The following is a 26,120-nucleotide window of genomic DNA, read 5'->3' on the forward strand; positions in this document are numbered from 1 at the left end:
GGGTCCATCCCCTGGGGGATGGACCCGTTTCACGTGGTCATGTTCATTCGGATCACAGTGGCCGCAGCGCCGGTTCCTTCTGGACGGCACCCAGCAATCGATCCAGTGCCAACTCGACGTCTTCCTTCCAGGAGAGCGTAGTCCGCAGTTCCAGCCTCAGCCGCGGATGGAGAGGATGCGGCCGTACGGTCTTGAAGCCGACCGCGAGGAGATGATCCGCGGGAAGCACGCAGGCAGGCTCCTTCCACCGAGCATCACCGAAAGCCTCGATCGCCTTGAATCCCCGACGCAGCAGGTCCTTGGCGACGGTCTGCACCATGACTCGACCCAGCCCCTGCCCCTGGTACCCGGGCATGATCCAGGCAGTCATCAACTGCACGGCATCGGGGGAGACGGGGCTCGTAGGAAAGGCCGTCGAACGCGGTACATAGGCCGGTGGTGCGTAGAGAACGAAGCCCACCGGCACATCATCGACATGGACGACGCGGCCGCACGAACCCCACTCCAGCAGAACGGCCGAGATCCATGCCTCTTTCTCCAGCTCAGGCGTTCCTGCCTTTACTGCAGCTTCGCCGCTGACCGGATCAAGCTCCCAGAAGACACACGAGCGGCAGCGCTTCGGGAGATCGGAAAGATTGTCCAATGTGAGCGGTACGAGCCGGCGCCCCATGAAGGCTGTTCCTCGCTTCCTTCGCCCGCCGCATCGCGTGCGACGGTCAGTGCACTCCGTTCCAGGAGCAGACTGCCGACGAACCCTCCGACAGCAGCCCCCAAGCCCAGCCCCACTGCCACCAGTCGGCAGTGGCTCACTGATCGCATGGCCCTCCCTCCACCGAGGTGGCTCAGAACGGATGTGCCATACCAGAACGCATCGTATCCACCCAGGGATGAAGCCGACACCGAGAGAAAGCAAAGGGTGGGCTGTGTTCCGGTATCCATCGGAACACAGCCCACCCCAACACTCATCCGGCAGAGGTCAGCCCTCGTCGTCCTCGGCAGCGTCCTCAGAAGGTTCCCGGTCCAGCACCCGCCCCTCACCCGGTGCCAGACTGCCGAGAATGCGGTCCAGATCCTCCATCGACGCGAACTCGACGACGATCTTTCCCTTCTTCTGCCCGAGGTCGACCTTCACCCTGGTCTCGAAGCGGTCCGAGAGCCGGGAAGCAAGATCGGACAGCGCCGGCGACACCCGTCCACCGGCCCGCGGCCCCTTGGCCTTGGCAGGACTCGTCGGCCTGGACCCCATGAGGGTCACGATCTCTTCGACCGCCCGCACCGACAGCCCCTCGGCCACAATGCGATGTGCCAGCCTGTCCTGCTCCTCCGAGTCGTCCACGGACAACAGCGCTCGCGCATGACCCGCGGACAACACCCCGGCCGCGACCCTGCGCTGCACCGGAGGCGAAAGTCTCAGCAGACGCAGTGTGTTGGACACCTGCGGACGGGAACGCCCGATCCGGTCCGCCAGCTGGTCATGCGTGCACTTGAAGTCCTTGAGCAACTGGTCATAGGCGGCCGCCTCCTCCAACGGATTCAGCTGAGCCCGGTGAAGATTCTCCAGAAGTGCGTCCAGGAGCAGCTTCTCGTCGTCCGTGGCCCGGACGATGGCCGGGATCCGCTCCAGACCCGCCTCACGGCAGGCCCTCCAGCGCCGCTCACCCATGATGAGCTCATAGCGCTCCGGACCCGTCTTCCGCACGACAACGGGCTGGAGAAGGCCCACCTCCTTGATGGAGGTGACCAGTTCGGCAAGGGCATCCTCGTCGAACACCTCACGGGGCTGACGCGGATTAGGGGTGATGGAGCCGAGAGGAACCTCGGCAAAGTACGCCCCGGTGGCTCCCACCGATGCTGCGGCCGCCTCGGGCTCCGAAACCGGCGCACTCGGCTCCGGCACGACCGGAGCGGACGCAAGAGTGGCCACCTTCGCGGCAGCCACCCCCCGCTCTGCCGTCATCACCGGACCCGCCCCGGGAGAGGCCGATCCCACCCCCGTGGACGGCACCTGCTTCTCCTGCGGAGCGGCGGGGATCAGGGCACCTAGCCCACGCCCCAACCCTCTTCGACGCTCACTCACTGGATCCCCTCCGAAATGCTCTGCTGGCTGTTCCCACTGCCCGGGTGGGCATGCTGGGCCTCGTACTGCACCCCGACACCCCGCAACGCGATCTCACGCGCTGCTTCGAGGTACGAAAGCGACCCGCTCGAACCCGGGTCATAGGTCAGCACGGTCTGCCCATAGCTCGGTGCCTCGGAAATCCGCACCGACCGCGGAATGTTCGTCCGCAGCACCTCCTTACCGAAGTGACTGCGCACCTCCTCCGCGACCTGCGAAGCGAGCCTGGTCCTGCCGTCATACATGGTGAGCAGAATCGTCGACACATGAAGGTCGGGGTTGAGATGCCCCCGCACCAGGTCCACATTCCGCAGCAGCTGCCCCAGCCCCTCCAGCGCGTAGTACTCGCACTGAATGGGGATCAGTACCTCGGCGCCGGCAACCAGGGCATTGACCGTCAGCAGACCGAGCGAAGGCGGGCAGTCGATCAGAATGTAGTCCAGCGGCTGCTCATACGCCTGAATCGCCCGCTGCAGTCGGCTCTCCCGCGCCACCAGGGACACCAGCTCGATCTCCGCACCGGCGAGATCGATCGTGGCGGGGGCGCAGAAGAGACCTTCGACGTCCGGAACGGGCTGAACCACCTCGGAGAGCGGCCTGCTCTCCACCAGGACGTCATAGATGGAGGGAACTTCGGCATGGTGATCGATACCCAGAGCCGTAGAGGCATTCCCCTGCGGGTCGAGGTCCACCACCAGGACACGTGCGCCGTGAAGCGCGAGCGAGGCGGCAAGGTTGACCGTCGTGGTCGTCTTGCCCACCCCACCCTTCTGATTGGCCACCACCATGACGCGCGTCCGGTCAGGACGGGGCAGGCCCTCGCCGGCGCGGCCTAGGGCCTCGACCGCCAGCTGGGCCGCGCGACCGATGGGTGTGTCATCCATCGGCGGCGGTGTTTCACGTGAAACACCCTCCCCCGCCGATTCGGTTCGGGGACCGGGGACCGGGTCGGTCATCGGTCCCGCGATGTTGGCGTCGGACCGCAAGGATTCACTCTCCTCGACTTCAGGCTCACAATGCACAGAGCCTGCCATGCTTTCGGGGTCATGAACCAGCGAGGCCCGCTCTTCTGTGGATGAATCCACTTCTGTGGACAACTCCATAGCTCTAACGGGCTTGCGATGCCGCGGCGCGGCAGCAGCACGACCGCGGCTGATGATCCCATGCAGCAGAGAGCGACGTTTCACGTGAAACACGATGCCCCCGCAGCGTAGCTACAGGGGCACGACACTCCGCATGGGGCACGTACGACTGCTTACCAGGAGCATCACCAATAGGCGGCATAAACCGTATGTAACGACCGATTCTGCAACGTGACCGAACTGGATCAGCGACGGCGCCTCGTACGGCTCGTCCTCGCGGCCTTGGCCCTTTTTGCGGCGAACCTCACACCGCCCGGACTCTCCCCGACCACCACACGCACCACTGTGGACATCGGGTCGACGATGCCCTCGCCGACATGCAGCACCTCGGTCTCCACCACACCAAGCTTGCTCAAGGCCGCTCGCGCACCGACGACCTCCTCCTCGGCGGTGTCCCCCTTGAGCGCCAGCATCTCTCCGTACGGACGCAGCAGCGGAACGCCCCAGCCGGCCAGCCGGTCGAGCGGCGCCACAGCCCGAGCCGTGACGACGTGAACCGGTTGAAGGGTCCCCAGGACCTCCTCGGCACGACCGCGCACAACCGTCACATGGCTCAGCCCCAACAGTTCGACGACTTCCTGAAGGAAATTCGTCCGCCGAAGCAAGGGTTCCAGCAAGGTGATCTTGAGGTCCGGACGCACCAGTGCGAGCGGAATACCCGGAAGGCCCGCACCGGAGCCCACATCGCAGACCGTGACACCCTCGGGAACGACCTCGGAGAGCACGGCACAGTTCAGTAGATGCCGCTCCCAAAGCCGCGGCACCTCACGCGGACCGATCAGTCCCCGTTTCACCCCCGCATCCGCCAGCAGTTCCGCGTACCGGACAGCCTCCGGGAAGAACTCGCCGAAAACCGCCCGCGCGCCTTCAGGCGCCTGGGGAAGCTCTACTTCCGCCGTCACGGGAACCGTCCTTCCATACCGCACTACCGCACTGTGGGTGGCTGACTATCAGGCTGACAAAGATCGGCCCCGCCTGTGAACAGACGGGGCCGACAGAACAAGGCTCCGGTCAGGCCGGGAGAACGATGACGAAGCGCTGCGGCTCCTCGCCCTCGGATTCGCTGCGCAGACCGGCGGCCGCAACCGCATCGTGCACAACCTTGCGTTCGAACGGCGTCATCGGGTCCAGCTTCACCGGCTCACCGGTGCTCTTGACCTCGTCCGCGGCCTTGGCACCCAGCTCGGCGAGCTCGGCCCGCTTCTTGGCCCGAAACCCAGCGATGTCCAGCATCAGACGACTGCGGTCACCGGTCTCCCGGTGCACAGCAAGCCGCGTCAGCTCCTGGAGTGCCTCCAGCACCTCACCGTCGCGGCCCACGAGCTTCTGCAGATCACGTGCCGAGTCACTGATGATCGAGACCGCAGCCCGGTCCGCCTCGACGTCCATGTCGATGTCACCGTCGAGATCGGCGATGTCGAGCAGACCCTCGAGGTAGTCCGCTGCGATCTCGCCCTCCTGCTCGAGGCGGGTCAAGGTGTCGCTGCCCTCAGCGGCCGTGGAGGTGGTGCCTTCCGTCACGGATGGACTCCTTCTTACTTCTTGGACGGGTGCTTGGGCCGCTGCGGACCCTTGCGCTGTCCGGACTTGGCTTGGCGTGAGGAGCCGGACGCGGGCTTGCCCGCCGGCTTGGGCTTGTCGTCCTGCGATGCGTCCCGCTTGTCCATGGAGGTCTTGGACTCCGGCTCGGCAGAACCGGTCTCCTTGGCCTGCTGGGCGGCGGTCTGACGCTGGGCCTTGGTCTGGCGCTTGGGCTGCTGACGCCGCTGCGCGGCTCCGCCCTCGGCCTCGGCAACAGCCGTGTCGCTCTTGATCACCGTGCCGTCCTCCTGGGCGGCAAGGCCCAGCTTGGCCAGTCCCGTGATGAACTTCCGCTCGATGTCGTTGCGGTCCGGCCCCTTGGACACGATCCGCTTGACCGTATTGCGCTTGGTCCTGCCCCGCACCTCACCGTGAGCGGTGACGCTCTTCAGCAGACGTCCCAGGTACTGGTCCTGCGCCTTGCTGCCCGGGGTCGGGTTCTGGTTGATCACGTACATCTGCTGACCCATGGTCCAGACGTTGGTGGTCAGCCAGTAGACGAGGACACCGACGGGGAAGTTGATACCCATGACGGCGAAGATCAGCGGGAAGATGTACATCAGCATCTTCTGCTGCTGCATGTACGGCGTCTTGACCGTCAGGTCGACGTTCTTCGTCATCAGCTGGCGCTGAGTGAAGAACTGCGATGCCGACATCATCACGATCATGACCGCGGTGACGACCCGGACGTCGACCAGAGAGGCACCGAGAGCGCTGACGTCCGACGCGCTGTCCATGAACTTGGATGCGAGCGGAGCACCGAAGATGTGTGCCTTACGGGCGCTGTCGAGCAGCGGCTGGTCGATGACACCGATCGTCTTGCCCGAGGCGATGGCCGAGAGCACGTGATACAGGGCGAAGAAGAACGGCGACTGCGCCAGGATGGGAAGGCACGAGGAGAGCGGGTTGGTGCCCGTCTCCTTGTACAGCTTCATCATCTCTTCTGACTGACGCTGCTTGTCGCTCTTGTAGCGCTCCTGGATCGCCTTCATCTTCGGCTGGAGCACCTGCATGTTCCGGGTCGACTTGATCTGCTTAACGAAAAGCGGGATCAGGCAGATCCGGATCAGTACCACCAGAGACACGATGGACAGGCCCCAGGCCCAGCCCGTGTCATCGCCGAAGATCGCTCCGTACAACGTGTGGAACTGGACGATGACCCATGAAACGGGCCAGGTGATAAAGCTGAACAGACTGGCAATCGTGTCCACTAATCAAGCTCCTTGAGCATTGGGCGAAGTCTCTGCGGCCGGGCTCGGGGATTCGGAAACCGACCCCCCGGGAGGCACATCAGCGGCGGCGTCCCCGCCCTTGCCACCGCGTATGGCAGTACGCAGCAGTTCGTGCCAACGCGGACGTTTGCGTGGTGGAACATGGTCCACGCCACCGGGTGACCACGGATTGCACCGCAGGATGCGCCAGGCCGTCAGCGCAGTTCCCTTGATCGCTCCGTGCCGGTCGATCGCCGTATATCCATAGTGGGAACACGACGGGTAGTAGCGGCAGACAGGCCCGAGAAGTGGGCTGATCGTCCACTGGTACAACTTGATGAGAGCCAGCAGCGGGTACTTCATCGCGCGCCCCCTCCCAGCAACCGCTGAAGAGCGGCATCCAGGTCTCGGGCCAGCTGTTCATGGTCGGCGTCACCCGCTCCGGGCAACGCTCGTACGACAACCAGGCTACCGGGGGGCAGCAGGGACAGCCGTTCGCGGACCAGGTGGCGAAGCCTGCGCTTCACCGCTGTGCGGACAACCGCTCCACCCACAGCTTTGCTGACAACGAAACCCGCACGCGGCGGGGAAGCACTCTCCCCAGTCACGTGCGGGTCCGTTGCACCGCTGCGTAGATGAACGACGAGTAGCGGGCGGCCGGCCCGGCGTCCTCGACGTACTGCGGTCGCGAAGTCCTCGCGCCGCCTCAGCCGATTCTCGGTAGGCAGCACGTCATGACCTGTTAGCGATCAGGCGGACAGGTTGGCGCGACCCTTGCCACGGCGGGACGCGAGAATCGCGCGGCCGGCACGGGTGCGCATCCGCAGCCGGAAGCCGTGGGTCTTCGCGCGACGACGGTTGTTCGGCTGGAAGGTGCGCTTGCTCACTCGGGGGCTCCAGAAATGACTCGTGTGTTGGCGGGACATCGCCTGGCTGTCACCGTGCGCCCACGAGAGACTCGCGTAAACGCTCTAGTGCACCGCTTCACGATCACAGATCGTGATCTTTGCCCATCGGAGGCAGGCGGCAGCAGCCATCGACAACTCGACCTGGCCACGGTACGCGCGGCCACACCACCGGGTCAAACCCGCCCTACCGCACCCCGCGCTATGCACAGGCTGTGGACAACAACTTGAACCACGCGGGTCGGCCTGACTACCGTGGCTGAACCCCGGTTCTTTTTCTTCCTGCCTGCCGGTCCTCACCCATCCCGAACCATCCCGTCCCGAGAACCACACATTCGTGGGACCAGCGAGAGAGCGTGCCTTGTGGCTGATGTACCTGCCGATCTTGCCGCAGTGTGGCCACGAGTGCTGGAGCAACTCCTCGGGGAGGGCCAGCAGGGCATCGAGCCGAAGGACAAGCAGTGGATCGAGCGCTGCCAGCCGCTCGCACTGGTCGCCGACACGGCGCTGCTCGCCGTCCCCAATGAATGGGGCAAGCGCGTACTGGAAGGCCGGCTCGCGCCGCTGATCAGCGAGACGCTGAGCCGCGAATGCGGCCGCCCGATCCGCATCGCGATCACTGTCGACGACTCCGCGGGCGAACCTCCGAACCCGCCCGCGCCCCCGATGCACCAGTCCCAGCAGCCCCAGCAGCACCGCTACCAGGGACCGCAGCACGACGAGCGTCAGCACAATGACGCGTACGACGGATACGGGCACCGGCCCTCGGACGACGGCATGCCGACCGCCCGGCCCGCCTACCCCGACTACCAGCAGCAGCGCCGCGACCCCGGTGCGTGGCCGCGCACCCAGGAGGACCTCTCCTGGCAGCAGCCCCGGCTCGGCGGATTCCAGGACCGCGACACCTCGGCGGAGCAGTGGCGGGAGCCGTACGCCGGTGGCCGTCCCCAGGAGCCGCAGCACGACTACCGGCCGCAGCCGCCCGAGCGTCAGGGTTACGAGCAGCAGCGCCCCGAGCGCCACGACATGCAGGACCTCCAGGCCCAGCACCGGCAGGGCGGCGCCGGCACCGGACGGCCCGGCGGCGCCCCCGGGCCGATGGGCGCACAGCCCGCACCCACGCCCGGCGCCGGTGAGCCGGCGGCCCGGCTGAATCCGAAGTACCTCTTCGACACGTTCGTCATCGGTGCGTCCAACCGATTCGCGCACGCCGCGGCGGTCGCGGTCGCCGAAGCGCCCGCCAAGGCGTACAACCCGCTCTTCATCTATGGGGAGTCAGGACTCGGCAAGACCCATCTGCTGCACGCCATCGGGCACTACGCGCGCAGCCTCTACCCGGGCACCCGGGTGCGGTACGTGAGCTCCGAGGAGTTCACCAACGAGTTCATCAACTCGATCCGCGACGGCAAGGGCGACACCTTCCGCAAGCGCTACCGCGACGTGGACATCCTGCTGGTCGACGACATCCAGTTCCTGGCGAGCAAGGAGTCGACGCAGGAGGAGTTCTTCCACACCTTCAATACGCTCCATAACGCCAACAAGCAGATCGTGCTGTCCTCGGACCGGCCGCCCAAGCAGCTGGTGACCCTGGAGGACCGGCTGCGGAACCGTTTCGAGTGGGGTCTGACCACCGATGTCCAGCCGCCGGAGCTGGAGACGCGGATCGCGATCCTCCGAAAGAAAGCGGTACAGGAGCAGCTCAACGCCCCGCCGGAGGTACTGGAGTTCATCGCCTCCCGTATTTCCCGGAACATCAGGGAGTTGGAGGGGGCGCTGATCCGGGTCACGGCCTTCGCCAGTCTCAATCGCCAGCCGGTCGATCTCGGACTGACCGAGCATGTGCTGAAGGATCTGATCCCGGGTGGCGAGGACTCGGCTCCTGAGATCACGGCGACGGCCATCATGGCGGCGACCGCGGACTACTTCGGTCTGACGGTGGACGATCTCTGCGGAACCTCGCGCAGCCGCGTGCTGGTGACGGCCCGCCAGATCGCGATGTACCTCTGCCGGGAGCTGACCGATCTCTCACTGCCCAAGATCGGGGCGCAGTTCGGCGGCCGCGACCATACGACGGTGATGCACGCGGACCGGAAGATCCGTGCGCTGATGGCGGAGCGACGCTCCATCTACAACCAGGTCACCGAGCTCACCAACCGCATCAAGAACGGCTGACGGGCCACCGGCACGTATACGCCCCGTACGCGTCGGAAGGGCGCCTGCGAAACCTTCACCGGGTTCCGCAGGCGCCCTTCCTCGTTGTCCGGAGCCCCGCGGCCGAATCCCTACGAAGCCCCGTCCGCGCCTCTCCAAAGGTCCACCGAAGCCGCCGAAGCCCGCGCCGGAGTCCCTCCAACCCCCTCCGAGACCGTTGCGAAACCTGCTCGGAAGCCCCTCCGACACCGGACTCCGCGGCTCCGGGATGGTCGCGCTGTTCGAATACATGCCGCCGGGCGTCCGTTCTCCACAGATCTGGGGAGATTTTCCCCTCCACAGCCTGGGGACCCAGAAGTTGTCCCATATTGCTTCCACAGGGGCGACTACCGATACTCCATCAGACCAGGTCAAGGGCCTGGGGATTTGTGGTCAACAGTGATCCACAGCCTGTGGACAAGATCTCCGTCCACAGGGAGCCGATGATGTTGTCCACCGGCAGCCCACAGCACGGGCCGCGTTGTCCCCAGCTTGATCGGGCTTCTCCACATCTCTGTCCACTGTTCGGCAACACGACGACGCCTTTCACTGCGCCGAGTGAAAGGCGTCACACCGGGAGGGTCGGTTGGGCTGTGGGGAACCTGGGTAAAGCTGGGGACAGCCCTGGGGAGAAACCCCCTTGCCCTGTGTACCGGGTGTGCAGAACTTTCGTCCGTCCACAGAAACACCGGGTTGTCCACCGGTGCCACCCACAGGGTCGGTGGACAAAAAACCGGGCCTGACCTGCGAAAACGACGTTATCCACCGTTTCCACAGGCCCTACTACTACTGCCACCTATAGTTAGCCCGGAATCCGCTTCGAAGTGGGGCCTGTGCACAACTCGGGGCCGGGGCGCTCCGAGCCTCTTGTCGCGACTTGACCCCGAGCAGCACCGAGTGTCGGTGCCGTACGTCAGACTGGTCCCCGGCGTCCTCCCACTGTCATCGGCGGGAGACGCGATCGGACGACGAAGGCCAGCAGGGCGAGCGAGCAACAGCAGGAGGCGGTTCCGGTGAAGATCCGGGTGGAGCGCGATGTACTCGCGGAGGCTGTGGCCTGGGTGGCCCGTAGCCTCCCGGCCCGTCCGCCGGCGCCCGTTCTTGCGGGCCTTCTGCTGAAGGCTGAGGACGGCGCCCTCAGCTTCTCCAGCTTCGACTACGAGGTCTCGGCCCGGGTCTCGGTGGACGCGGAGGTCGAGGAGGACGGCACGGTGCTGGTCTCCGGCCGGCTGCTCGCCGACATCTGCCGCGCCCTTCCCAACCGCCCGGTGGAGATTTCCACAGACGGTGTACGGGCGACCGTGGTCTGCGGCTCCTCGCGATTCACACTCCACACCCTTCCTGTGGAGGAGTACCCGGCGCTGCCCGAGATGCCGACCGCGACCGGCACGGTCCCCGGTGAGGTCTTCGCCTCGGCCGCCGCCCAGGTCGCCATCGCCGCGGGCCGTGACGACACGCTGCCGGTCCTGACCGGTGTGCGGATCGAGATCGAGGGCGAGACCGTCACCCTGGCCTCCACCGACCGCTACCGCTTCGCGGTCCGCGAGTTCCTCTGGAAGCCGGAGAACCCGGATGCGTCGGCGGTCGCCCTGGTGCCCGCCAAGACCCTGCTGGACACTGCCAAGGCTCTGACCAGCGGTGACACGGTGACGCTGGCGCTGTCCGGCTCCGGTGCCGGTGAGGGGCTGATCGGTTTCGAGGGAGCGGGCCGGCGTACGACCACGCGGCTGCTCGAAGGCGATCTGCCGAAGTACCGCACGCTGTTCCCCACCGAGTTCAACTCGGTCGCGGTCATCGAGACCGCTCCGTTCGTCGAGGCCGTCAAGCGTGTGGCCCTCGTCGCCGAGCGGAACACTCCGGTGCGGCTCAGCTTCGAGCAGGGTGTGCTGATCCTGGAGGCGGGTTCCAGTGACGACGCACAGGCTGTGGAGCGGGTCGACGCGGTGCTGGAGGGCGACGACATCTCGATCGCGTTCAACCCGACGTTCCTGCTGGACGGGCTGAGCGCGATCGACTCCCCGGTCGCCCAGCTCTCGTTCACGACGTCCACCAAGCCCGCGCTGCTCAGCGGCCGCCCGGCCGTGGACGCCGAGGCGGACGAGGCGTACAAGTACCTGATCATGCCGGTCCGCCTTTCCGGCTGATCCGGCCATCGGTTCCGCATCGACAGCTTCCGACGGGCACGCTCAGCGCCGAGCATGCCCGTCGATCTGTCCCCGGCCGGGCGTAGGCTCGGCCTTGGGTACGAATCGGCACAACGCTTAAGGAATCTCTGATGGAGCTCGGTCTCGTCGGCCTCGGCAAGATGGGCGGCAACATGCGCGAGCGCATCCGCCGCGCAGGCCACACCGTCATCGGTTACGACCGCAACCCGGACGTCTCCGATGTCCACAGCCTCGAAGAGCTCGTGGGCAAGCTGAAGGGCCCCCGGGTCGTCTGGGTGATGGTGCCGGCCGGCGCCCCGACCCAGGCCACCATCGACGAGCTGGCCGGTCTCCTCTCGCCCGGTGACATCGTCGTGGACGGCGGGAATTCCCGCTGGACGGACGACGAGAAGCACGCGGTCGAGCTGGGCATCAAGGGCATCGGCTTCGTGGACTGCGGCGTCTCCGGCGGTGTCTGGGGCCTGGAGAACGGCTACGCGCTGATGTACGGCGGCGACGCCGAGAACGTGGCGAAGGTCCAGCCGGTCTTCGACGCGCTGAAGCCCGAGGGCGACTTCGGTTCCGTCCACGCGGGCAAGGTCGGCGCCGGCCACTTCGCGAAGATGGTCCACAACGGCATCGAGTACGCCATGATGCAGGCCTACGCCGAGGGCTGGGAGCTGCTGGAGAAGGTCGACTCCGTCACCGATGTGCGCGAGGTCTTCCGTTCCTGGCAGGAGGGCACGGTCATCCGTTCCTGGCTGCTCGACCTGGCGGTCAACGCGCTGGACGACGACGAGCACCTCGACAAGCTCCGTGGTTTCGCCGCCGACTCCGGTGAGGGCCGCTGGACGGTGGAGGCCGCGATCGACAACGCGGTGCCGCTGCCGGCGATCACGGCGTCGCTCTTCGCGCGTTTCGCCTCGCGGCAGGACGACTCCCCGCAGATGAAGATGATCGCCGCGCTGCGCAACCAGTTCGGTGGCCACGCGGTCGAGAACAAGAAGTAGATCGGCGAGAAGCCGGTCGACAAGAAGTTGATCGACGAGAAGCAGAACACGAAGTAACCGCAACGAGGAGCGGGCCGGGCCGTCAGGTCCGACCCGCACCACGGAGCACGGAGCAGGAAGCCGGGAAGGTCGGCGTACACCATGCATGTCACGCATCTCTCGCTGGCCGACTTCCGCTCGTACGCCCGGGTCGAGGTACCTCTCGATCCGGGCGTCACCGCTTTCGTGGGGGCCAACGGGCAGGGCAAGACGAATCTGGTGGAGGCCGTCGGCTACCTCGCGACGCTCGGCAGCCATCGGGTCTCCTCCGATGCGCCGCTGGTGCGGATGGGGGCGGACCGGGCTGTCGTCCGGGCTGCTGTCACGCAGGGCGAGCGTTCGCAGCTGATCGAGCTGGAGCTCAATCCGGGCAAGGCCAATCGGGCCCGGATCAATAGGTCGTCGCAGGTCAGGCCGCGTGATGTGCTGGGGATCGTACGTACGGTGCTGTTCGCGCCGGAGGATCTGGCGCTGGTCAAGGGGGATCCCGGGGAGCGTCGGCGTTTTCTCGACGAGCTGATCACAGCGCGTTCGCCGCGGATGGCGGGGGTGCGTTCGGACTACGAGCGGGTGCTGAAGCAGCGCAACACCTTGCTGAAGTCGGCGGCGATGGCGCGCAGGCACGGTGGCCGGTCGATGGACCTGTCCACGCTCGATGTGTGGGACCAGCATCTGGGCCGGGTGGGTGCGGAGCTGCTGGCGCAGCGGCTGGATCTGATTGCAGCGTTGCAGCCGTTGGCCGACAAGGCATATGGGGATGTGGCGCCGGGGGGTGGTCCGGTGGCGTTGGAGTACCGGAGTTCGGTCGGTGCGGGGGTGGATTCGGCGCGTACGCGTGAGGAGCTGTACGAGCAGCTGATCGCGGCCCTGGCGGAGGTCCGTAAACAGGAGATCGAGCGAGGTGTGACGTTGGTCGGGCCGCACCGTGATGATCTGCTGCTGGGGCTGCGGGGAATGCCGGCCAAGGGGTACGCGAGCCATGGCGAGTCCTGGTCGTATGCGTTGGCGCTGCGGCTGGCTTCGTACGATCTGCTGCGCAGCGAGGGCAATGAGCCGGTGCTGGTGCTCGACGACGTTTTCGCGGAGCTGGATGCGCGTCGTCGTGAGCGGTTGGCGGAGTTGGTGGCTCCGGGTGAGCAGGTGCTGGTGACGGCGGCGGTGGACGACGACGTTCCGGGGGTTCTGGCGGGGGCGCGGTATGCGGTGTCCGCGGGTGAGGTGGAGCGGCTGTGAGCGGCCGCGGTGAGGTGTCCGGGGCCACCGGGGCTCCTGGGGAGCCGTCGCAGGGGCGGCCGGTGGAGGGGAAGCAGCCGGAGCCGTCGGGGGTGGATCTGGCGCGGGTTGCGTTGCGTGCGGCGAAGGAGCAGGCGCGGGCGCGTGGTGCTGCGGCGCAGCAGAAGAAGCAGGCCAGGCGCGGCGGTGGGCTGCGTTCGGGTGCGCGGGCGGATGGGCGGGATCCGTTGCCGTTGGGCGCTGCGATCAATCGTCTGATCACTGAGCGTGGCTGGGAGACGCCGGCGGCGGTGGGTGGGGTGATGGGCCGTTGGCCGCAGATCGTGGGTGAGGATCTGGCGAATCACTGTGTGCCGTTGCGGTACGACGAGGATCCGGACGAGCGGGTGCTGACGGTGCAGTGCGATTCGACGGCCTGGGCGACGCAGCTGCGGTTGCTGGCGCCGCAGCTGGTGGCCCGGCTGAATGCGGACCTGGGGCACGGCACGGTGCGGTTGATCAAGGTGTTGGGGCCGGGTGGTCCGCAGCGCAGGTTCGGTCCGCTGCGGGCGCCGGGGAGCACCGGCCCTGGCGATACGTATGGCTGAGCGCCTCTGAGCTGGGGTTTTTCGTGGCCCAGAGGGGCGTGGGGGTGTGTTCGGGAAGCGGTCGGGGTGCTGTGGCGTTCTCTCGGTGGCGCTGTCCGTCGCGTCCGTGTTGTACGGGTATGTGGTGGTTGAAACCGTACGGGGGGAGTGGGGCGTCCCTCACGGTAGCGAAAGGTTGACAGGCCGAAGCGCTCAATGCCCGCGTGGGGCTCTTGGGGGCCCTTCCTGAATATGGGGAGTCGTCAGGCGCTCATCCAGGGCGGCACATGCGTACTCAGGTACCGGCAAACCCCCATTCGTGTCGGCGCTACCGGTAGACTGGTCAATAATCCCGCACCGTTGCGGGAGTCGTCGATACAAGCCGAACGACGCAGCCGCTCCCGACTGTCCGGAGAACGGCCTGTGCTGTGCCAGAAAGGGCGCTTCGTGGCCGATTCCGGCAACCCCAACGAGAACATTCCGTCCACACCCGGTGAGAGCGGCGAGGTGATCGCCTCGGCCGAGGCATCCGCTTCCGGCGAGGTCACCCCCTCGTACGACGCCAGCGCGATCACCGTCCTCGAGGGCCTGGACGCGGTCCGCAAGCGACCTGGCATGTACATCGGCTCGACCGGTGAGCGCGGCCTCCACCACCTCGTGTACGAGGTGGTCGACAACTCGGTCGACGAGGCCCTGGCAGGGCATGCGGACACGATCGACGTCACGATCCTCGCCGACGGCGGGGTCCGTGTGATCGACAACGGCCGGGGTATCCCGGTCGACATCGTGCCGTCGGAGAAGAAGCCGGCGGTCGAGGTCGTGCTGACCGTGCTGCACGCCGGCGGCAAGTTCGGCGGCGGCGGCTATGCCGTCTCCGGCGGACTGCACGGTGTCGGTGTCTCCGTGGTGAACGCGCTTTCCTCACGCGTCTCCGTCGAGGTCAGCCGGGACGGTTACCGCTGGACCCAGGACTACAAGCTGGGCGTGCCGACCGCTCCGCTGGCCCGTAACGAGGCCACCGACGAGTCGGGTACGACGGTCACGTTCTGGGCCGACGGGGACATCTTCGAGACCACCGAGTACTCCTTCGAGACCCTGTCGCGCCGCTTCCAGGAGATGGCGTTCCTCAACAAGGGTCTGACGATCAGGCTCACCGATGAGCGCGAGTCGGCGAAGGCGACGGCGGGCGCGGATGTCGCCGAGGTGGCCGAGGTCGCCGAGGAGCAGCAGGCCCGTACGGTCACGTACCACTACGAGGGCGGCATCGTCGACTTCGTGAAGTACCTCAACTCCCGCAAGGGCGACGTCATTCACCAGTCGGTGATCGACATCGCGGCCGAGGACAAGGAGCGTCTCCTCTCGGCCGAGATCGCGATGCAGTGGAACACGCAGTACAGCGAGGGTGTCTACTCCTTCGCGAACACGATCCACACGCATGAGGGCGGCACCCACGAGGAGGGTTTCCGCGCGGCGATGACCTCCCTGGTCAACCGGTACGCGCGGGACAAGAAGCTGCTGCGCGAGAAGGACGACAACCTCACCGGTGAGGATGTCCGCGAGGGTCTGACGGCGATCATCTCGGTGAAGCTGGGCGAGCCCCAGTTCGAGGGGCAGACGAAGACCAAGCTGGGCAACACCGAGGCGAAGACCTTCGTCCAGAAGGTGGTCCACGAGCAGCTGACGGACTGGTTCGACCGGAATCCGAACGAGGCCGCAGACATCATCCGCAAGGGCATCGCGGCGGCCACGGCCCGTGTCGCGGCCCGCAAGGCGCGTGATCTGACCCGTCGTAAGGGGCTCCTGGAGAGCGCCTCGTTGCCGGGCAAGCTGAGCGACTGCCAGTCCAACGATCCGACGAAGTGCGAGATCTTCATCGTCGAGGGCGACTCCGCCGGTGGTTCGGCGAAGTCGGGCCGTAATCCGATGTACCAGGCCATCCTGCCGATCCGGGGCAAGATCCTGAACGTCGAGAAGGCCCGGATCGACAAGATCCTGCAGAACACCGAGGTCCAGGCGCTGATTTCGGCCTTCGGTACCGGTGTCCACGAGGACTTCGACATCGAGAAGCTCCGCTATCACAAGATCATTCTGATGGCGGACGCCGATGTCGACGGTCAGCACATCAACACCCTGCTGCTGACGTTCCTCTTCCGTTTCATGCGTCCGCTGGTCGAGGCCGGGCACGTGTACCTCTCCCGCCCCCCGCTGTACAAGATCAAGTGGGGCCGGGACGACTTCGAGTACGCGTACTCGGACCGGGAGCGCGACGCCCTGGTGGAGCTGGGCAAGCAGAACGGCAAGCGGATCAAGGAAGACTCGATCCAGCGCTTCAAGGGTCTCGGCGAGATGAACGCCGAGGAGCTGCGCGTCACCACGATGGACGTGGACCACCGGGTCCTCGGCCAGGTCACGCTGGACGACGCGGCGCAGGCCGACGACCTCTTCTCGGTGCTGATGGGCGAGGACGTCGAGGCGCGGCGCTCGTTCATCCAGCGCAACGCCAAGGACGTCCGCTTCCTCGACATCTGAGTCGGCCGTACCAGCAAGCCGCCGCTCGAAAGGATTTTGACCAGCAATGGCCGACGAGAACACCCCTGTGACACCTGAAGAGGAGCCGGCCGCCGCCGGCGTGGGCATGCGTGTCGAGCCCGTGGGGCTCGAGACGGAGATGCAGCGCTCCTACCTCGACTACGCGATGTCCGTGATCGTCTCGCGTGCGCTGCCGGACGTGCGGGACGGTCTCAAGCCCGTCCACCGCCGGGTGCTGTACGCGATGTACGACGGCGGTTACCGGCCCGAGAAGGGCTTCTACAAGTGTGCCCGTGTCGTCGGTGACGTCATGGGTACGTACCACCCGCACGGCGACTCGTCGATCTACGACGCACTGGTGCGACTGGCGCAGCCGTGGTCGATGCGGATGCCGCTGGTGGACTCCAACGGCAACTTCGGTTCTCCGGGCAACGACCCGGCCGCCGCCATGCGGTACACCGAGTGCAAGATGATGCCGCTGTCCATGGAGATGGTCCGGGACATCGACGAGGAGACCGTCGACTTCCAGGACAACTACGACGGCCGCAACCAGGAGCCGACGGTTCTGCCGGCGCGCTTCCCGAACCTCCTGGTGAACGGTTCTGCGGGCATCGCGGTCGGTATGGCGACCAACATCCCGCCGCACAACCTGCGCGAGGTCGCGGACGGTGCGCAGTGGTACCTGGAGCACCCGGAGGCCTCCCAGGAGGAGCTCCTGGACGCGCTGATCGAGCGGATCAAGGGCCCGGACTTCCCGACGGGCGCGCTTGTGGTGGGCCGCAAGGGCATCGAGGAGGCGTACCGCACCGGCCGTGGCTCGATCACGATGCGTGCGGTCGTCGCGGTCGAGGAGATCCAGAACCGGCAGTGCCTGGTCGTGACGGAGCTTCCGTACCAGACCAACCCGGACAACCTGGCGCAGAAGATCGCCGACCTGGTGAAGGACGGCAAGATCGGCGGGATCGCGGACGTCCGTGACGAGACCTCGTCGCGTACGGGGCAGCGTCTGGTGGTCGTGCTGAAGCGCGACGCGGTCGCCAAGGTCGTTCTGAACAACCTGTACAAGCACACCGATCTGCAGACCAATTTCGGCGCCAACATGCTGGCGCTGGTCGACGGCGTGCCGCGGACCCTGTCGATCGACGCGTTCATCCGGCACTGGGTGACGCACCAGATCGAGGTCATCGTCCGGCGTACGAAGTTCCGTCTGCGCAAGGCGGAGGAGCGGGCGCACATTCTGCGTGGTCTGCTCAAGGCGCTGGACGCGATCGACGAGGTCATCGCCCTCATCCGGCGCAGCCAGACGGTCGAGGTGGCGCGCGAGGGCCTGATGGGCCTGCTGGAGATCGACGAGATCCAGGCGAACGCGATCCTGGAGATGCAGCTGCGCCGGCTGGCCGCACTGGAACACCAGAAGATCACGGCCGAGCACGACGAGCTCCAGGCGAAGATCAACGAGTACAACGCGATCCTGGTGTCGCCGGAGCGGCAGCGGCAGATCGTCAGCGAGGAACTGGCCGCGATCGTCGAGAAGTTCGGCGACGACCGGCGTTCCAAGCTGGTGCCCTTCGACGGTGACATGTCCATCGAGGACCTGATCGCCGAGGAGGACATCGTCGTCACGATCTCACGCGGCGGCTATGTGAAGCGTACGAAGACGGACGACTACCGCTCGCAGAAGCGCGGCGGCAAGGGCGTACGCGGTACGAAGCTCAAGGAAGACGACATCGTCGACCACTTCTTCGTGTCGACGACGCACCACTGGCTGCTGTTCTTCACGAACAAGGGCCGGGTGTACCGGGCGAAGGCGTACGAGCTCCCGGACGCCGGCCGTGATGCCCGCGGTCAGCACGTCGCCAACCTGCTGGCCTTCCAGCCGGACGAGCGGATCGCCCAGATCCTGGCGATCCGTGACTACGAGGCCGCGCCGTATCTGATCCTGGCCACGCAGGGCGGTCTCGTGAAGAAGACCGCGCTGAAGGACTACGACTCACCGCGTTCCGGTGGCGTCATCGCGATCAACCTGCGGGAGACGGCGGACGGTTCCGACGACGAGCTGATCGGTGCGGAGCTGGTGTCGGCCGAGGACGATCTGCTGCTCATCAGCAAGAAGGCCCAGTCGATCAGGTTCACTGCGACGGACGACGCGCTGCGCCCCATGGGCCGTGCCACGTCGGGCGTCAAGGGCATGAGTTTCCGCGAAGGCGACGAACTGCTCTCGATGAATGTTGTCCGGCCGGGTACGTTCGTGTTCACTGCCACCGACGGCGGGTACGCGAAGCGGACTGCCGTCGACGAGTACCGGGTTCAGGGTCGTGGCGGCCTGGGCATCAAGGCCGCCAAGATCGTGGAGGACCGGGGCTCGCTGGTCGGCGCGCTGGTGGTCGAGGAGACGGATGAGATCCTCGCCATCACGCTCGGTGGCGGTGTGATTCGTACGCGAGTCAATGAAGTCAGGGAGACGGGCCGTGACACCATGGGCGTCCAACTGATCAATCTGGGCAAGCGCGATGCCGTCGTAGGTATCGCCCGCAACGCCGAAGCCGGTCGTGAGGCCGAAGAGGTCGAGGGGTCCGAGGACGCCGAGGCCGCGGGGGCGGGTGCTGCCGAGAGCACGGTCGAGGGCAATGTCGAAGGCACCTCGCCTTCGGCTGGGGAGCACGAGGAGTAGAGCGTGAGTGGAGCCACGGGCGCCGGTTCGGCCGCTTCCGGAGCTGGAGCGAACGGTGCCCGTGGCCCTGCCACGGACTCCCAAGGGGGCACTGTGACGGACACCCGGGGGCCTCAGCCCCAGTACGAGGGTTACGCGACCGGGCCGTTGCCCGGTGAGCGCGAGCCCGCAGCGGGGCAGGCGAGCGGGCCCTACCACCCGCCGCAGGCGTATCCCTCGCCCGCGGGCGGAACCCAGGGCGGCCGGCCGCACGGCACGCAGGGCGGTGCGCAGGGCGTCGGCGCCGCGCAGGCGGCCCGGCTGCCGCGGACGGGGGCGCGGACGACTCCGCGTACCCGCAAGGCGCGTCTGCGGGTGGCCAAGGCCGACCCGTGGTCGGTGATGAAGGTGAGCTTCCTGCTCTCCATCGCGCTCGGCATCTGCACGGTGGTGGCGGCGGCGGTGCTGTGGATGGTGATGGACGCGATGGGCGTCTTCGAGACCGTGGGCGGCACGATCAGCGAGGCCACCGGTTCGAACGACAGCGGCGGCTTCGATCTTCAGTCGTTCCTGTCGCTTCCGCGGGTCCTCATCTTCACCTCGGTCATCGCGGTGATCGACGTGGTGCTGGCTACCGCGCTGGCGACGCTGGGCTCCTTCATCTACAACCTGTCGGCGGGCTTCGTGGGCGGCGTCGAGCTCACGCTGGCCGAGGACGAGTAGGGCGCGGAGTATCGATTTTGGGACTGGCCCCGACGTGCGCTAATCTTCAGAAGTCAGCGCGCAGCGCGGCGGGGCTATAGCTCAGTTGGTTAGAGCGCATCCCTGATAAGGATGAGGCCACAGGTTCAAATCCTGTTAGCCCCACAGTGACAACAGAAGGCCCGGTATCTCCTCGGAGACACCGGGTCTTCTGCGTGTGGGCGGGGCGGTGTGTGCCTGGTGCGGGTTCGGGTGCGTGGGGTGTGTCGGAGCCGGGTGGGGCGTGGAGCGCACGAAGGAGCCCCCGTCCGGTGTGAACCGGTCCCGGGGGCTCTGTACGTCAGTTGTGCGGCTCTCATGGAGGGAGGAGGGACGCGTCCCCCGCCGGGGCTCCGTGGGTGGCGTGGGCGGTGTTCCTGGATTCCGTGGCCGTCGTGTCCGTGGACAGTTGGTGGGCGGCGGGTGAGGAGCCGTGTGCTTCGGCACGGATCCGCTGCTTCATCGTGGGTGGCAGCGCCCTGTCACGCGGAAGGGTCCAGCGGACCGACGGAGTGGTCGCGGTTGCCGCCGTCGCACCCATGTGCTCGTGGTTCGTGGTGGTCGGCTCCGGGGTGTTCTGTTCCGTGGCCGCCGCCGGGGTGCTCATGAGCCCCAGTGCGGCGAGGACGGCGAAGAAGGCGGTGATGAGGGCGGTCCAGATGTTCTTGGCCTTGAAGGTGCTCATGGCCCCTCGCTTTCGGGTCGTCCGGTTTGCTTACCTTTCCGATGATGTGGATCCGGCCCTGGATTTCGTGGACCGACGCCGCGGATCCGCCGATCTTCAGATGAACACCACTCGTCTGGTGCAACCGGCCTCGACGGGCTTGTGAGGGGCGGCCCGCGCGGGCGTGATCTCCGGCCCGGGTGACTCTCGGGTGATCGCTCTTCCCTGGGCGCCAATTGGGTCGCAGGTAGGTCACCGATCGATATCGGCCGGTGTGTATAGTCGGGCGGCAGAAGTCCCCTACGTCAAGGAAAGACGAGGTCGCGCGGTGAAGAAGCTTCTCCTGGTCGCACTGGCCGCCATCGGCGGGCTCCTCGTGTACCGCCAGATCCAGGCGGATCGCGCCGAGCAGGATCTGTGGACGGAGGCGACTGACTCCGTGCCCGCAGGTTCGGGTGTGTGAGACAGAACAGTCTGATTGCGGGCCCCGGTCGCTGAGCGGCCGGGGCTTCGTGCTGTTGCGGGACCGTGACACCTGTGCCCTTGAGTTCACCTAAGCAAATCAATAGGTTGCGGGAGCAAAAGGGTCGGCTTTTCGGTCGGGGGGCACGAGTGAGGACACGGGATCACTGCCGCCGCACTGCGGTTGCGGGGGCATGGATCGGCGGGGCGCTGCTCGCCCTGGTGGTGGGGGCGATGCCGGCCGCGGCGGCCGCACCCGGCGCTTCGCGGGAGACGGGCGCCGGTCCGGGCGGCAGCCTGGTCATGGTGCTCGACTCGTCCGGCTCCATGGCGGACGACGACGGTACGGGGCGCACCCGGCTGGAGAGTGCCCGTACGGCCGTCGGTTCCGTCGTCGACAACCTCCCCGACGGGTATCCGACCGGTCTGCGGGTGTACGGCGCCGACCGCCCCCGGGGCTGCGCGGACACCAGACTCGTACAGCCGGTCCGGAGGCTCGACCGGACGGCCGTGAAGCGGGCCGTGGCGGCCGTGGAGCCCCGGGGTGACACTCCCATCGGGCTGTCCTTGCGCAGGGCCGCCGAGGACCTTCCACGGCCCGTGGGAGGGGCCGCCGGAACGCGCACGATCCTGCTGATCTCCGACGGCGAGGACAACTGCGGTGCGCCGCGGCCCTGCGAGGTCGCCGAGCAGCTGGCCGGGGAGGGGACCGGGCTGCGGATCGACACCGTGGGCTTCCAGGTGAAGGGCGCGGCCCGTGAGCAGCTCGAATGCGTCGCGGCGGCGGGCAACGGCCGTTACTACGACGCGCCGGACGCCGCCGCGCTGGCCCGGCAGCTGCAACGGGCGTCCCAGCTCTCCGCGGACGGTTACCGCTTCCGGGGCGAGCGGGTCGAGGGCGCGGCGACGCGTGCGGGGGCGCCCGTGCTCGTACCCGGGCAGTATCTGGACACCATCGGGCCCGGTGAGAAGCGGTACTACGCCGTCGGTCTGGATGCCGTTTCGACGGCGGACTTCTCGGTGACGGCGGTGCCGCAGCCCGGGGCGGCCGTCGACACGTTCGACGCGCTGCGCACCAGCATCGCGCACGGCACCGACAGTTCGTGCGCGACGGACACCGCGCGCTTCTACCAGAAGGAGGGCGCGGCCCCGCTGACCTCGGCGGTCGCCCGTATCCCGGCGGAGCGGGGCACCCGCGCCTGCGACCGGGCCGGGCGGTACTGGCTGGTGGTGGAGCGGGAGAGCAAGAGGGGCTCCGACGCCGCGCGTTGGCCGCTCGAACTCGTCCACGGAGTGGAGGCGCCGCTGGCGAAGGGGGTCACCCCCGCCCAGTCGCAGCCGGAGTACGGCAAGGGCGGCAAGGACGCCGTGCTGCCCGCCGGCGACCCCCGCGACGTGCGGGGTGGTACCGGCTTCAACGACGCCGAGGAACTCGGCCCGGGCGTATGGCGCGACCGGATCCTTCCGTCGCAGACCCTCTGGTACAAGGTCCCGGCCGGCTGGGGCCAGCAGGTGCGCTACGACGTGGAGTTCGCCAACGAGCCCACGGTGGGGAACGGCGCCGCCACGTACTCGTACGGCGCGACGCAGCTCTTCACCCCCGCTCGGTTCCCGCTCGCCGGAGGCAGCGAGTTCACCCCGAGGACCACGTACAACGGTCGGCCGTCGGTGGTCAGGATGGGCGGGGTGCCGGTCGCCTGGACCAATCGGTACGAGTACCGCTCCGCAGTCCAGCCCGTGCACGCCGGGGGCGACTTCTACATCTCGGTGACGCTGGGGGCGGGGGCTGCCGAGATCGCGGAGAACGCGCGGATCGGGGTGGTGCTGCGGGTCGCGGTGCTCGGTGACGAGCTGGCCGGCCCCCAGCACCATGCTGGTGTCGTGGCCAAGAAGGTGGATAAGAAGGGCAATTCGAGCGGCGTCGGAGACAGCAGCGGTACGGGCGGGGCAGGATGGACCGGCATTGCGGCCGCTGCCGGGGCGGGCGCCGCGGTGGTGGTGATCGCGGGGCTCGTGTTCGTGCGCGGGCGTCGCGGGCGCGCCGCACGGACGACGAGGGGAAGCGCGTGATGAGGCAGCGCAACAGGGGCCGGGTGGCGCTGGCCGCCGTCGCGGCGATGTGCGCGGCGGCGGCGCTGCCGGGGCAGGCGTACGCGGCCGGGGAGGACGCCGCGTACACCTTCGATCCCAGGGCGAAGACGGTCAGCGGCGCGGAGGTCAGCACCGAGGCGTCGGCGCTCACGCCCGGATCGGTCTACAAGAGCTTGATCAAGCGCGGCGAGAAGCTCTACTACCGCCTGAACCTCGACGCGAAGACGGACGCGTACGTCTCGGCGGTGGCCGTGCCCAGGGACGGCGGCGAGGTCGCCTACGGGGACGGCATCAAGGTCAGCATCAGGGACAGCACGGACCGGCAGTGCAGCTCGCAGGACGCCCGGTTCGAGTCGGCGGAGTTCCCGCGTCCGATCGCGGCGTACGCCTACCGGAACGTGGAGAAGGACAGCAGTACCTGTCAGGAAGCGGGCACGTACAACGTCCTGATCGAGCGGGAGAGCAAGGCGACCTCGTCACCCGGCGAGTGGGACCTGGAGCTGCGCTACGAGTCGGAACCGAAGCTGAAATCGGCCGGGTCGATGCCGACCGAGGCACCGGAGAACTGGCCGTCGGCCTCCCCCGAGCCGCCCACCGCCGCCCCGCAGCAGCGGTCGGGCGGCACCAGCTACTACGACGCCACCAGCCTGGGCACCGGCGAGTGGCACGACGACATCGCGCCGGGGCAGACCCGCTTCTACCGGGTTCCGGTGGACTGGGGCCAGCAGATCTTCGCCACCGCCGACCTGAGCAACAACAACGCCTCGGACGAGTACATCGGCAACGCTCTCGCGATGTCCGTGGACAACCCGGCCCACGGCCACGTCGACGATGTGAGTCCGCTGTCCTACTCCGGCAAGCCCGCGTCCGTATCGCTGGATCCGCTGCCTCCGGTGGCGTACGAGAACCGTTACGACTCCACCAGCAGCGTCAGCGCCATGCGGTTCGCCGGCTGGTACTACCTGTCGGTGACGCTCAGCCCGAAGATCGCGAACTCGTACGGTGACCAGGCGATTCCGCTGATCCTCAAGATCAAGGTGGAGGGGAAGGCGAAGACGTCGCCGTACGCGGGGGGCGCGGGGACCTTCTCGGTCACGCAGGACGACAGGGACATGGCCGAGAGCGGCCGGAGCGGTCCCGAGGCTGCCAGGAGCAGCACCATGAAGGCGGTCGGCGTGGCCGGGATAAGCGCGGGTGCCGTGCTGGTGCTCGGGCTCGGCGTGTGGACGCTGCTGGCACGGCGCCGCGCGGTGGCCGCCCCGACGGGTCCGGCGGCCATGGCGGGGCCGGAGGCCTTCGCGGCTGCGGAGGGTGTGGCGGCTTCGGTGGGACCGGCCGTTGCGCCCGGTTCGAACGGTCCGGCCGCGGGCGGACCGGGCGGGGGCGGACAACCGCCCTACCCAGGCCCGCCGCAGGCCTGGTAGCCGGGCCGGAACCACTGCCGCGTACGGCGGCGGGGCTCCGCCCGACGACGCACTCAGCTCTGGGTCAGCGCCCAGACACCCACGGCGAAGCAGATCAGCGCCACCAGCAGGACCGGGACCGCCACCTTCGTAGGCGGTCCCGGACGCCTCCGCGGCACGTGCGCGGCAAATCCTGATCCCGGAGCGGGGACCTGCGGCTGCCCGGCGGTGTACGCCCGGGTGAGAGCCGGCTCGTGGTGCACCGGGGCGGTGGGGGCCTGCGAAGGATCGGGTGCATGCGTGACGAACGGGGCAGCCGTGTGCGCCGGGAGCGGAGTGGGAGGCGTGGCCGCCTGTGCCTGCGGGGGCAGCGGTGCGGGCTGCTGCGGGGGTGGCGGAAGGTGGAAGCTGCCCGTCTCCGACATCGGGACCGGAGGCGGGGTGTAGGGCTGCTGTACGGGGTGCTGAGCCGCGGGGCCGGGGGGTGCGGGGTGCACGTCCTGCACGGCTGTTCTGGGGGCCGTGACCGGTCCGTCGGGTCCGAAGCCGGCGGGCAGCGGACCGAGTTGGTCGAAGACCTCCACCGGCTCGTCGTCGGTGCCGGGCTCGGGCAGCATGTCGACCGCGGCCGTCAGCGCCTTGCGCGCGCCCGTGGCCGTACGGAACCTGGCCTGGGGATCCGGCTGCAGCAGCCCTGCGAGGACCTGCCACAGTGGTTCGGGAATCCCCTCCGGGGCGCTGGGAGTTCCGTACGCGGCGAAGTGCTCGACGATGGCCTGCGCGTCCGGCTTCTTCCCCTGCAGCAGATACAGCGCCACCAGGCCGACCGCGAACAGGTCCGCGGGGAAGTCGGGCTCCGCGCCCATCATCTGCTCGGGCGCGAAGTAACCCGGCGTTCCCACCACGTAGTTGGTCTCGGTGAGGCGCGGCTCGCCCTTGCGCATGGAGATGCCGAAGTCGGACAGCCGCAGATGCGGCCGCCCGGTGCCGGTGGCCTCCATCAGGATGTTGGCCGGTTTGATGTCCCGGTGCACGACGCCCTCCGCATGCACGGTCGACAGCCCGGACAGCAGTTGGTCGAGCAGCGTGCAGACGAAGCGAGGCGGCAACGGCCCGTAGTCACCGATGACATGGGCCAGCGAACCGCCGCTCACCAGATCCATGGTGAACAGGACCTTGTCGTCGTCCGCGGCCCAGCTGGCCGGGGCGAGGACATGCGGATGCTCGATCCGCAGCGCCTGCTCGCGGACGAAGCGCAGCAGCGTGTGTGCGTCGCTCTGCTGGAGGACCTTGGCCGCCACATAACGGCGGCGCCGGTGGTCCCAGGCGCGCCAGACGGCGCCGACCCCACCACGTCCGATCGGATCGATCAGTTCGTACCGACCAGCGAAGACCTCACCCATTGCGCTGCGCCCGCTCCCAGTTCCTGTTCCGGCTCGTGCC

22 protein-coding genes and 1 tRNA gene are annotated in these 26,120 nt (G+C 67.6%); 12 read left to right on the forward strand and 11 right to left on the reverse strand.

Annotated elements, in window-relative coordinates; all coding sequences use genetic code 11:
• Window positions 1-52: 52 nt before the first annotated feature.
• The 9 genes from ACFU8Q_RS00005 to rpmH form a co-directional block, all read right to left on the reverse strand.
• Complete coding sequence (locus tag ACFU8Q_RS00005) at window positions 53-670, reverse strand: GNAT family N-acetyltransferase (protein WP_384446066.1); 618 nt, start codon at window positions 668-670, stop codon at window positions 53-55.
• Between the two features lie 306 nt (window positions 671-976).
• Complete coding sequence (locus ACFU8Q_RS00010; protein ID WP_384446068.1) at window positions 977-2,077, reverse strand: ParB/RepB/Spo0J family partition protein; 1,101 nt, start codon at window positions 2,075-2,077, stop codon at window positions 977-979.
• Window positions 2,074-3,150: a ParA family protein gene (locus ACFU8Q_RS00015; RefSeq protein ID WP_384446227.1), complete on the reverse strand. Its 1,077-nt coding sequence runs from the start codon at window positions 3,148-3,150 to the stop codon at window positions 2,074-2,076. The genes ACFU8Q_RS00010 and ACFU8Q_RS00015 overlap by 4 nt, the downstream gene beginning before the upstream one ends.
• Before the next feature lie 293 nt (window positions 3,151-3,443).
• Entirely contained in the window at window positions 3,444-4,160 is a 717-nt protein-coding gene (rsmG, locus tag ACFU8Q_RS00020) for a 16S rRNA (guanine(527)-N(7))-methyltransferase RsmG (RefSeq protein ID WP_384446069.1), read from the reverse strand.
• 109 nt (window positions 4,161-4,269) lie between these two features.
• Window positions 4,270-4,779, reverse strand: coding sequence for a protein jag (locus tag ACFU8Q_RS00025; RefSeq protein WP_384446071.1), 510 nt, complete (start codon window positions 4,777-4,779; stop codon window positions 4,270-4,272).
• Between the two features lie 14 nt (window positions 4,780-4,793).
• Window positions 4,794-6,050, reverse strand: coding sequence for a membrane protein insertase YidC (gene yidC / locus ACFU8Q_RS00030; protein ID WP_384446073.1), 1,257 nt, complete (start codon window positions 6,048-6,050; stop codon window positions 4,794-4,796).
• Window positions 6,051-6,053: 3 nt separating this feature from the next.
• The gene (gene yidD / locus ACFU8Q_RS00035; RefSeq protein WP_384446075.1) at window positions 6,054-6,413 is read right to left on the reverse strand and encodes a membrane protein insertion efficiency factor YidD; all 360 of its coding nucleotides are present in this window, start codon (window positions 6,411-6,413) and stop codon (window positions 6,054-6,056) included.
• Complete coding sequence (rnpA, locus tag ACFU8Q_RS00040; protein WP_384446077.1) at window positions 6,410-6,781, reverse strand: ribonuclease P protein component; 372 nt, start codon at window positions 6,779-6,781, stop codon at window positions 6,410-6,412. The genes yidD and rnpA overlap by 4 nt, the downstream gene beginning before the upstream one ends.
• 18 nt (window positions 6,782-6,799) lie before the next feature.
• On the reverse strand, window positions 6,800-6,937 hold the full coding sequence (gene rpmH / locus ACFU8Q_RS00045) for a 50S ribosomal protein L34 (protein WP_030930485.1): 138 nt from the start codon (window positions 6,935-6,937) through the stop codon (window positions 6,800-6,802).
• 381 nt (window positions 6,938-7,318) lie between these two features.
• On the opposite strand from rpmH, the gene dnaA reads away from it, so the two are divergent.
• The 9 genes from dnaA to ACFU8Q_RS00090 all read left to right on the forward strand — a co-directional run bounded on the left by dnaA (window position 7,319) and on the right by ACFU8Q_RS00090 (window position 20,183).
• Entirely contained in the window at window positions 7,319-9,127 is a 1,809-nt protein-coding gene (gene dnaA, locus ACFU8Q_RS00050; protein WP_384446079.1) for a chromosomal replication initiator protein DnaA, read from the forward strand.
• A gap of 1,031 nt (window positions 9,128-10,158) precedes the next feature.
• Complete coding sequence (dnaN, locus tag ACFU8Q_RS00055; protein ID WP_362192482.1) at window positions 10,159-11,289, forward strand: DNA polymerase III subunit beta; 1,131 nt, start codon at window positions 10,159-10,161, stop codon at window positions 11,287-11,289.
• 131 nt (window positions 11,290-11,420) lie between these two features.
• The gene (gene gnd, locus ACFU8Q_RS00060) at window positions 11,421-12,299 is read left to right on the forward strand and encodes a phosphogluconate dehydrogenase (NAD(+)-dependent, decarboxylating) (protein ID WP_093895043.1); all 879 of its coding nucleotides are present in this window, start codon (window positions 11,421-11,423) and stop codon (window positions 12,297-12,299) included.
• A 141-nt stretch (window positions 12,300-12,440) separates the two neighbouring features.
• On the forward strand, window positions 12,441-13,571 hold the full coding sequence (gene recF, locus ACFU8Q_RS00065) for a DNA replication/repair protein RecF (RefSeq protein ID WP_384446081.1): 1,131 nt from the start codon (window positions 12,441-12,443) through the stop codon (window positions 13,569-13,571).
• 14 nt (window positions 13,572-13,585) lie between these two features.
• The gene (locus tag ACFU8Q_RS00070; protein WP_384446229.1) at window positions 13,586-14,158 is read left to right on the forward strand and encodes a DUF721 domain-containing protein; all 573 of its coding nucleotides are present in this window, start codon (window positions 13,586-13,588) and stop codon (window positions 14,156-14,158) included.
• A 402-nt stretch (window positions 14,159-14,560) separates the two neighbouring features.
• Entirely contained in the window at window positions 14,561-16,666 is a 2,106-nt protein-coding gene (gene gyrB, locus ACFU8Q_RS00075; protein WP_384446083.1) for a DNA topoisomerase (ATP-hydrolyzing) subunit B, read from the forward strand.
• Between the two features lie 46 nt (window positions 16,667-16,712).
• Entirely contained in the window at window positions 16,713-19,337 is a 2,625-nt protein-coding gene (gene gyrA / locus ACFU8Q_RS00080) for a DNA gyrase subunit A (RefSeq protein WP_384446085.1), read from the forward strand.
• 93 nt (window positions 19,338-19,430) lie between these two features.
• On the forward strand, window positions 19,431-20,039 hold the full coding sequence (locus ACFU8Q_RS00085) for a DUF3566 domain-containing protein (protein ID WP_384446087.1): 609 nt from the start codon (window positions 19,431-19,433) through the stop codon (window positions 20,037-20,039).
• A 70-nt stretch (window positions 20,040-20,109) separates the two neighbouring features.
• Window positions 20,110-20,183, forward strand: a tRNA-Ile gene (locus ACFU8Q_RS00090).
• Window positions 20,184-20,373: 190 nt separating this feature from the next.
• Here the strand turns inward: ACFU8Q_RS00090 and ACFU8Q_RS00095 are convergent.
• Window positions 20,374-20,742 (reverse strand): DUF6344 domain-containing protein, encoded by a 369-nt coding sequence (locus tag ACFU8Q_RS00095; RefSeq protein ID WP_384446089.1) that lies wholly within the window; start codon window positions 20,740-20,742, stop codon window positions 20,374-20,376.
• 307 nt (window positions 20,743-21,049) lie between these two features.
• Here ACFU8Q_RS00095 and ACFU8Q_RS00100 point away from each other — a divergent pair, with 307 nt between their 5' ends.
• The 3 genes from ACFU8Q_RS00100 to ACFU8Q_RS00110 all read left to right on the forward strand — a co-directional run bounded on the left by ACFU8Q_RS00100 (window position 21,050) and on the right by ACFU8Q_RS00110 (window position 24,698).
• Window positions 21,050-21,184: a DLW-39 family protein gene (locus ACFU8Q_RS00100; protein ID WP_003958712.1), complete on the forward strand. Its 135-nt coding sequence runs from the start codon at window positions 21,050-21,052 to the stop codon at window positions 21,182-21,184.
• 233 nt (window positions 21,185-21,417) lie between these two features.
• Entirely contained in the window at window positions 21,418-23,253 is a 1,836-nt protein-coding gene (locus ACFU8Q_RS00105; protein WP_384446231.1) for a VWA domain-containing protein, read from the forward strand.
• A complete protein-coding gene (locus tag ACFU8Q_RS00110; RefSeq protein ID WP_384446091.1) occupies window positions 23,253-24,698 on the forward strand; it encodes a hypothetical protein in 1,446 nt (481 codons plus the stop codon). Before ACFU8Q_RS00105 ends, ACFU8Q_RS00110 begins: the two co-directional genes overlap by 1 nt.
• A 53-nt stretch (window positions 24,699-24,751) precedes the next feature.
• Here the strand turns inward: ACFU8Q_RS00110 and ACFU8Q_RS00115 are convergent, their stop codons facing one another.
• Window positions 24,752-26,080: a serine/threonine protein kinase gene (locus tag ACFU8Q_RS00115; RefSeq protein ID WP_384446093.1), complete on the reverse strand. Its 1,329-nt coding sequence runs from the start codon at window positions 26,078-26,080 to the stop codon at window positions 24,752-24,754.
• Window positions 26,081-26,120 lie beyond the last annotated feature (40 nt).

The organism is Streptomyces sp. NPDC057543, assembly GCF_042801895.1.
In the GTDB taxonomy this organism is placed as follows: Bacteria; Actinomycetota; Actinomycetes; order Streptomycetales; family Streptomycetaceae; genus Streptomyces.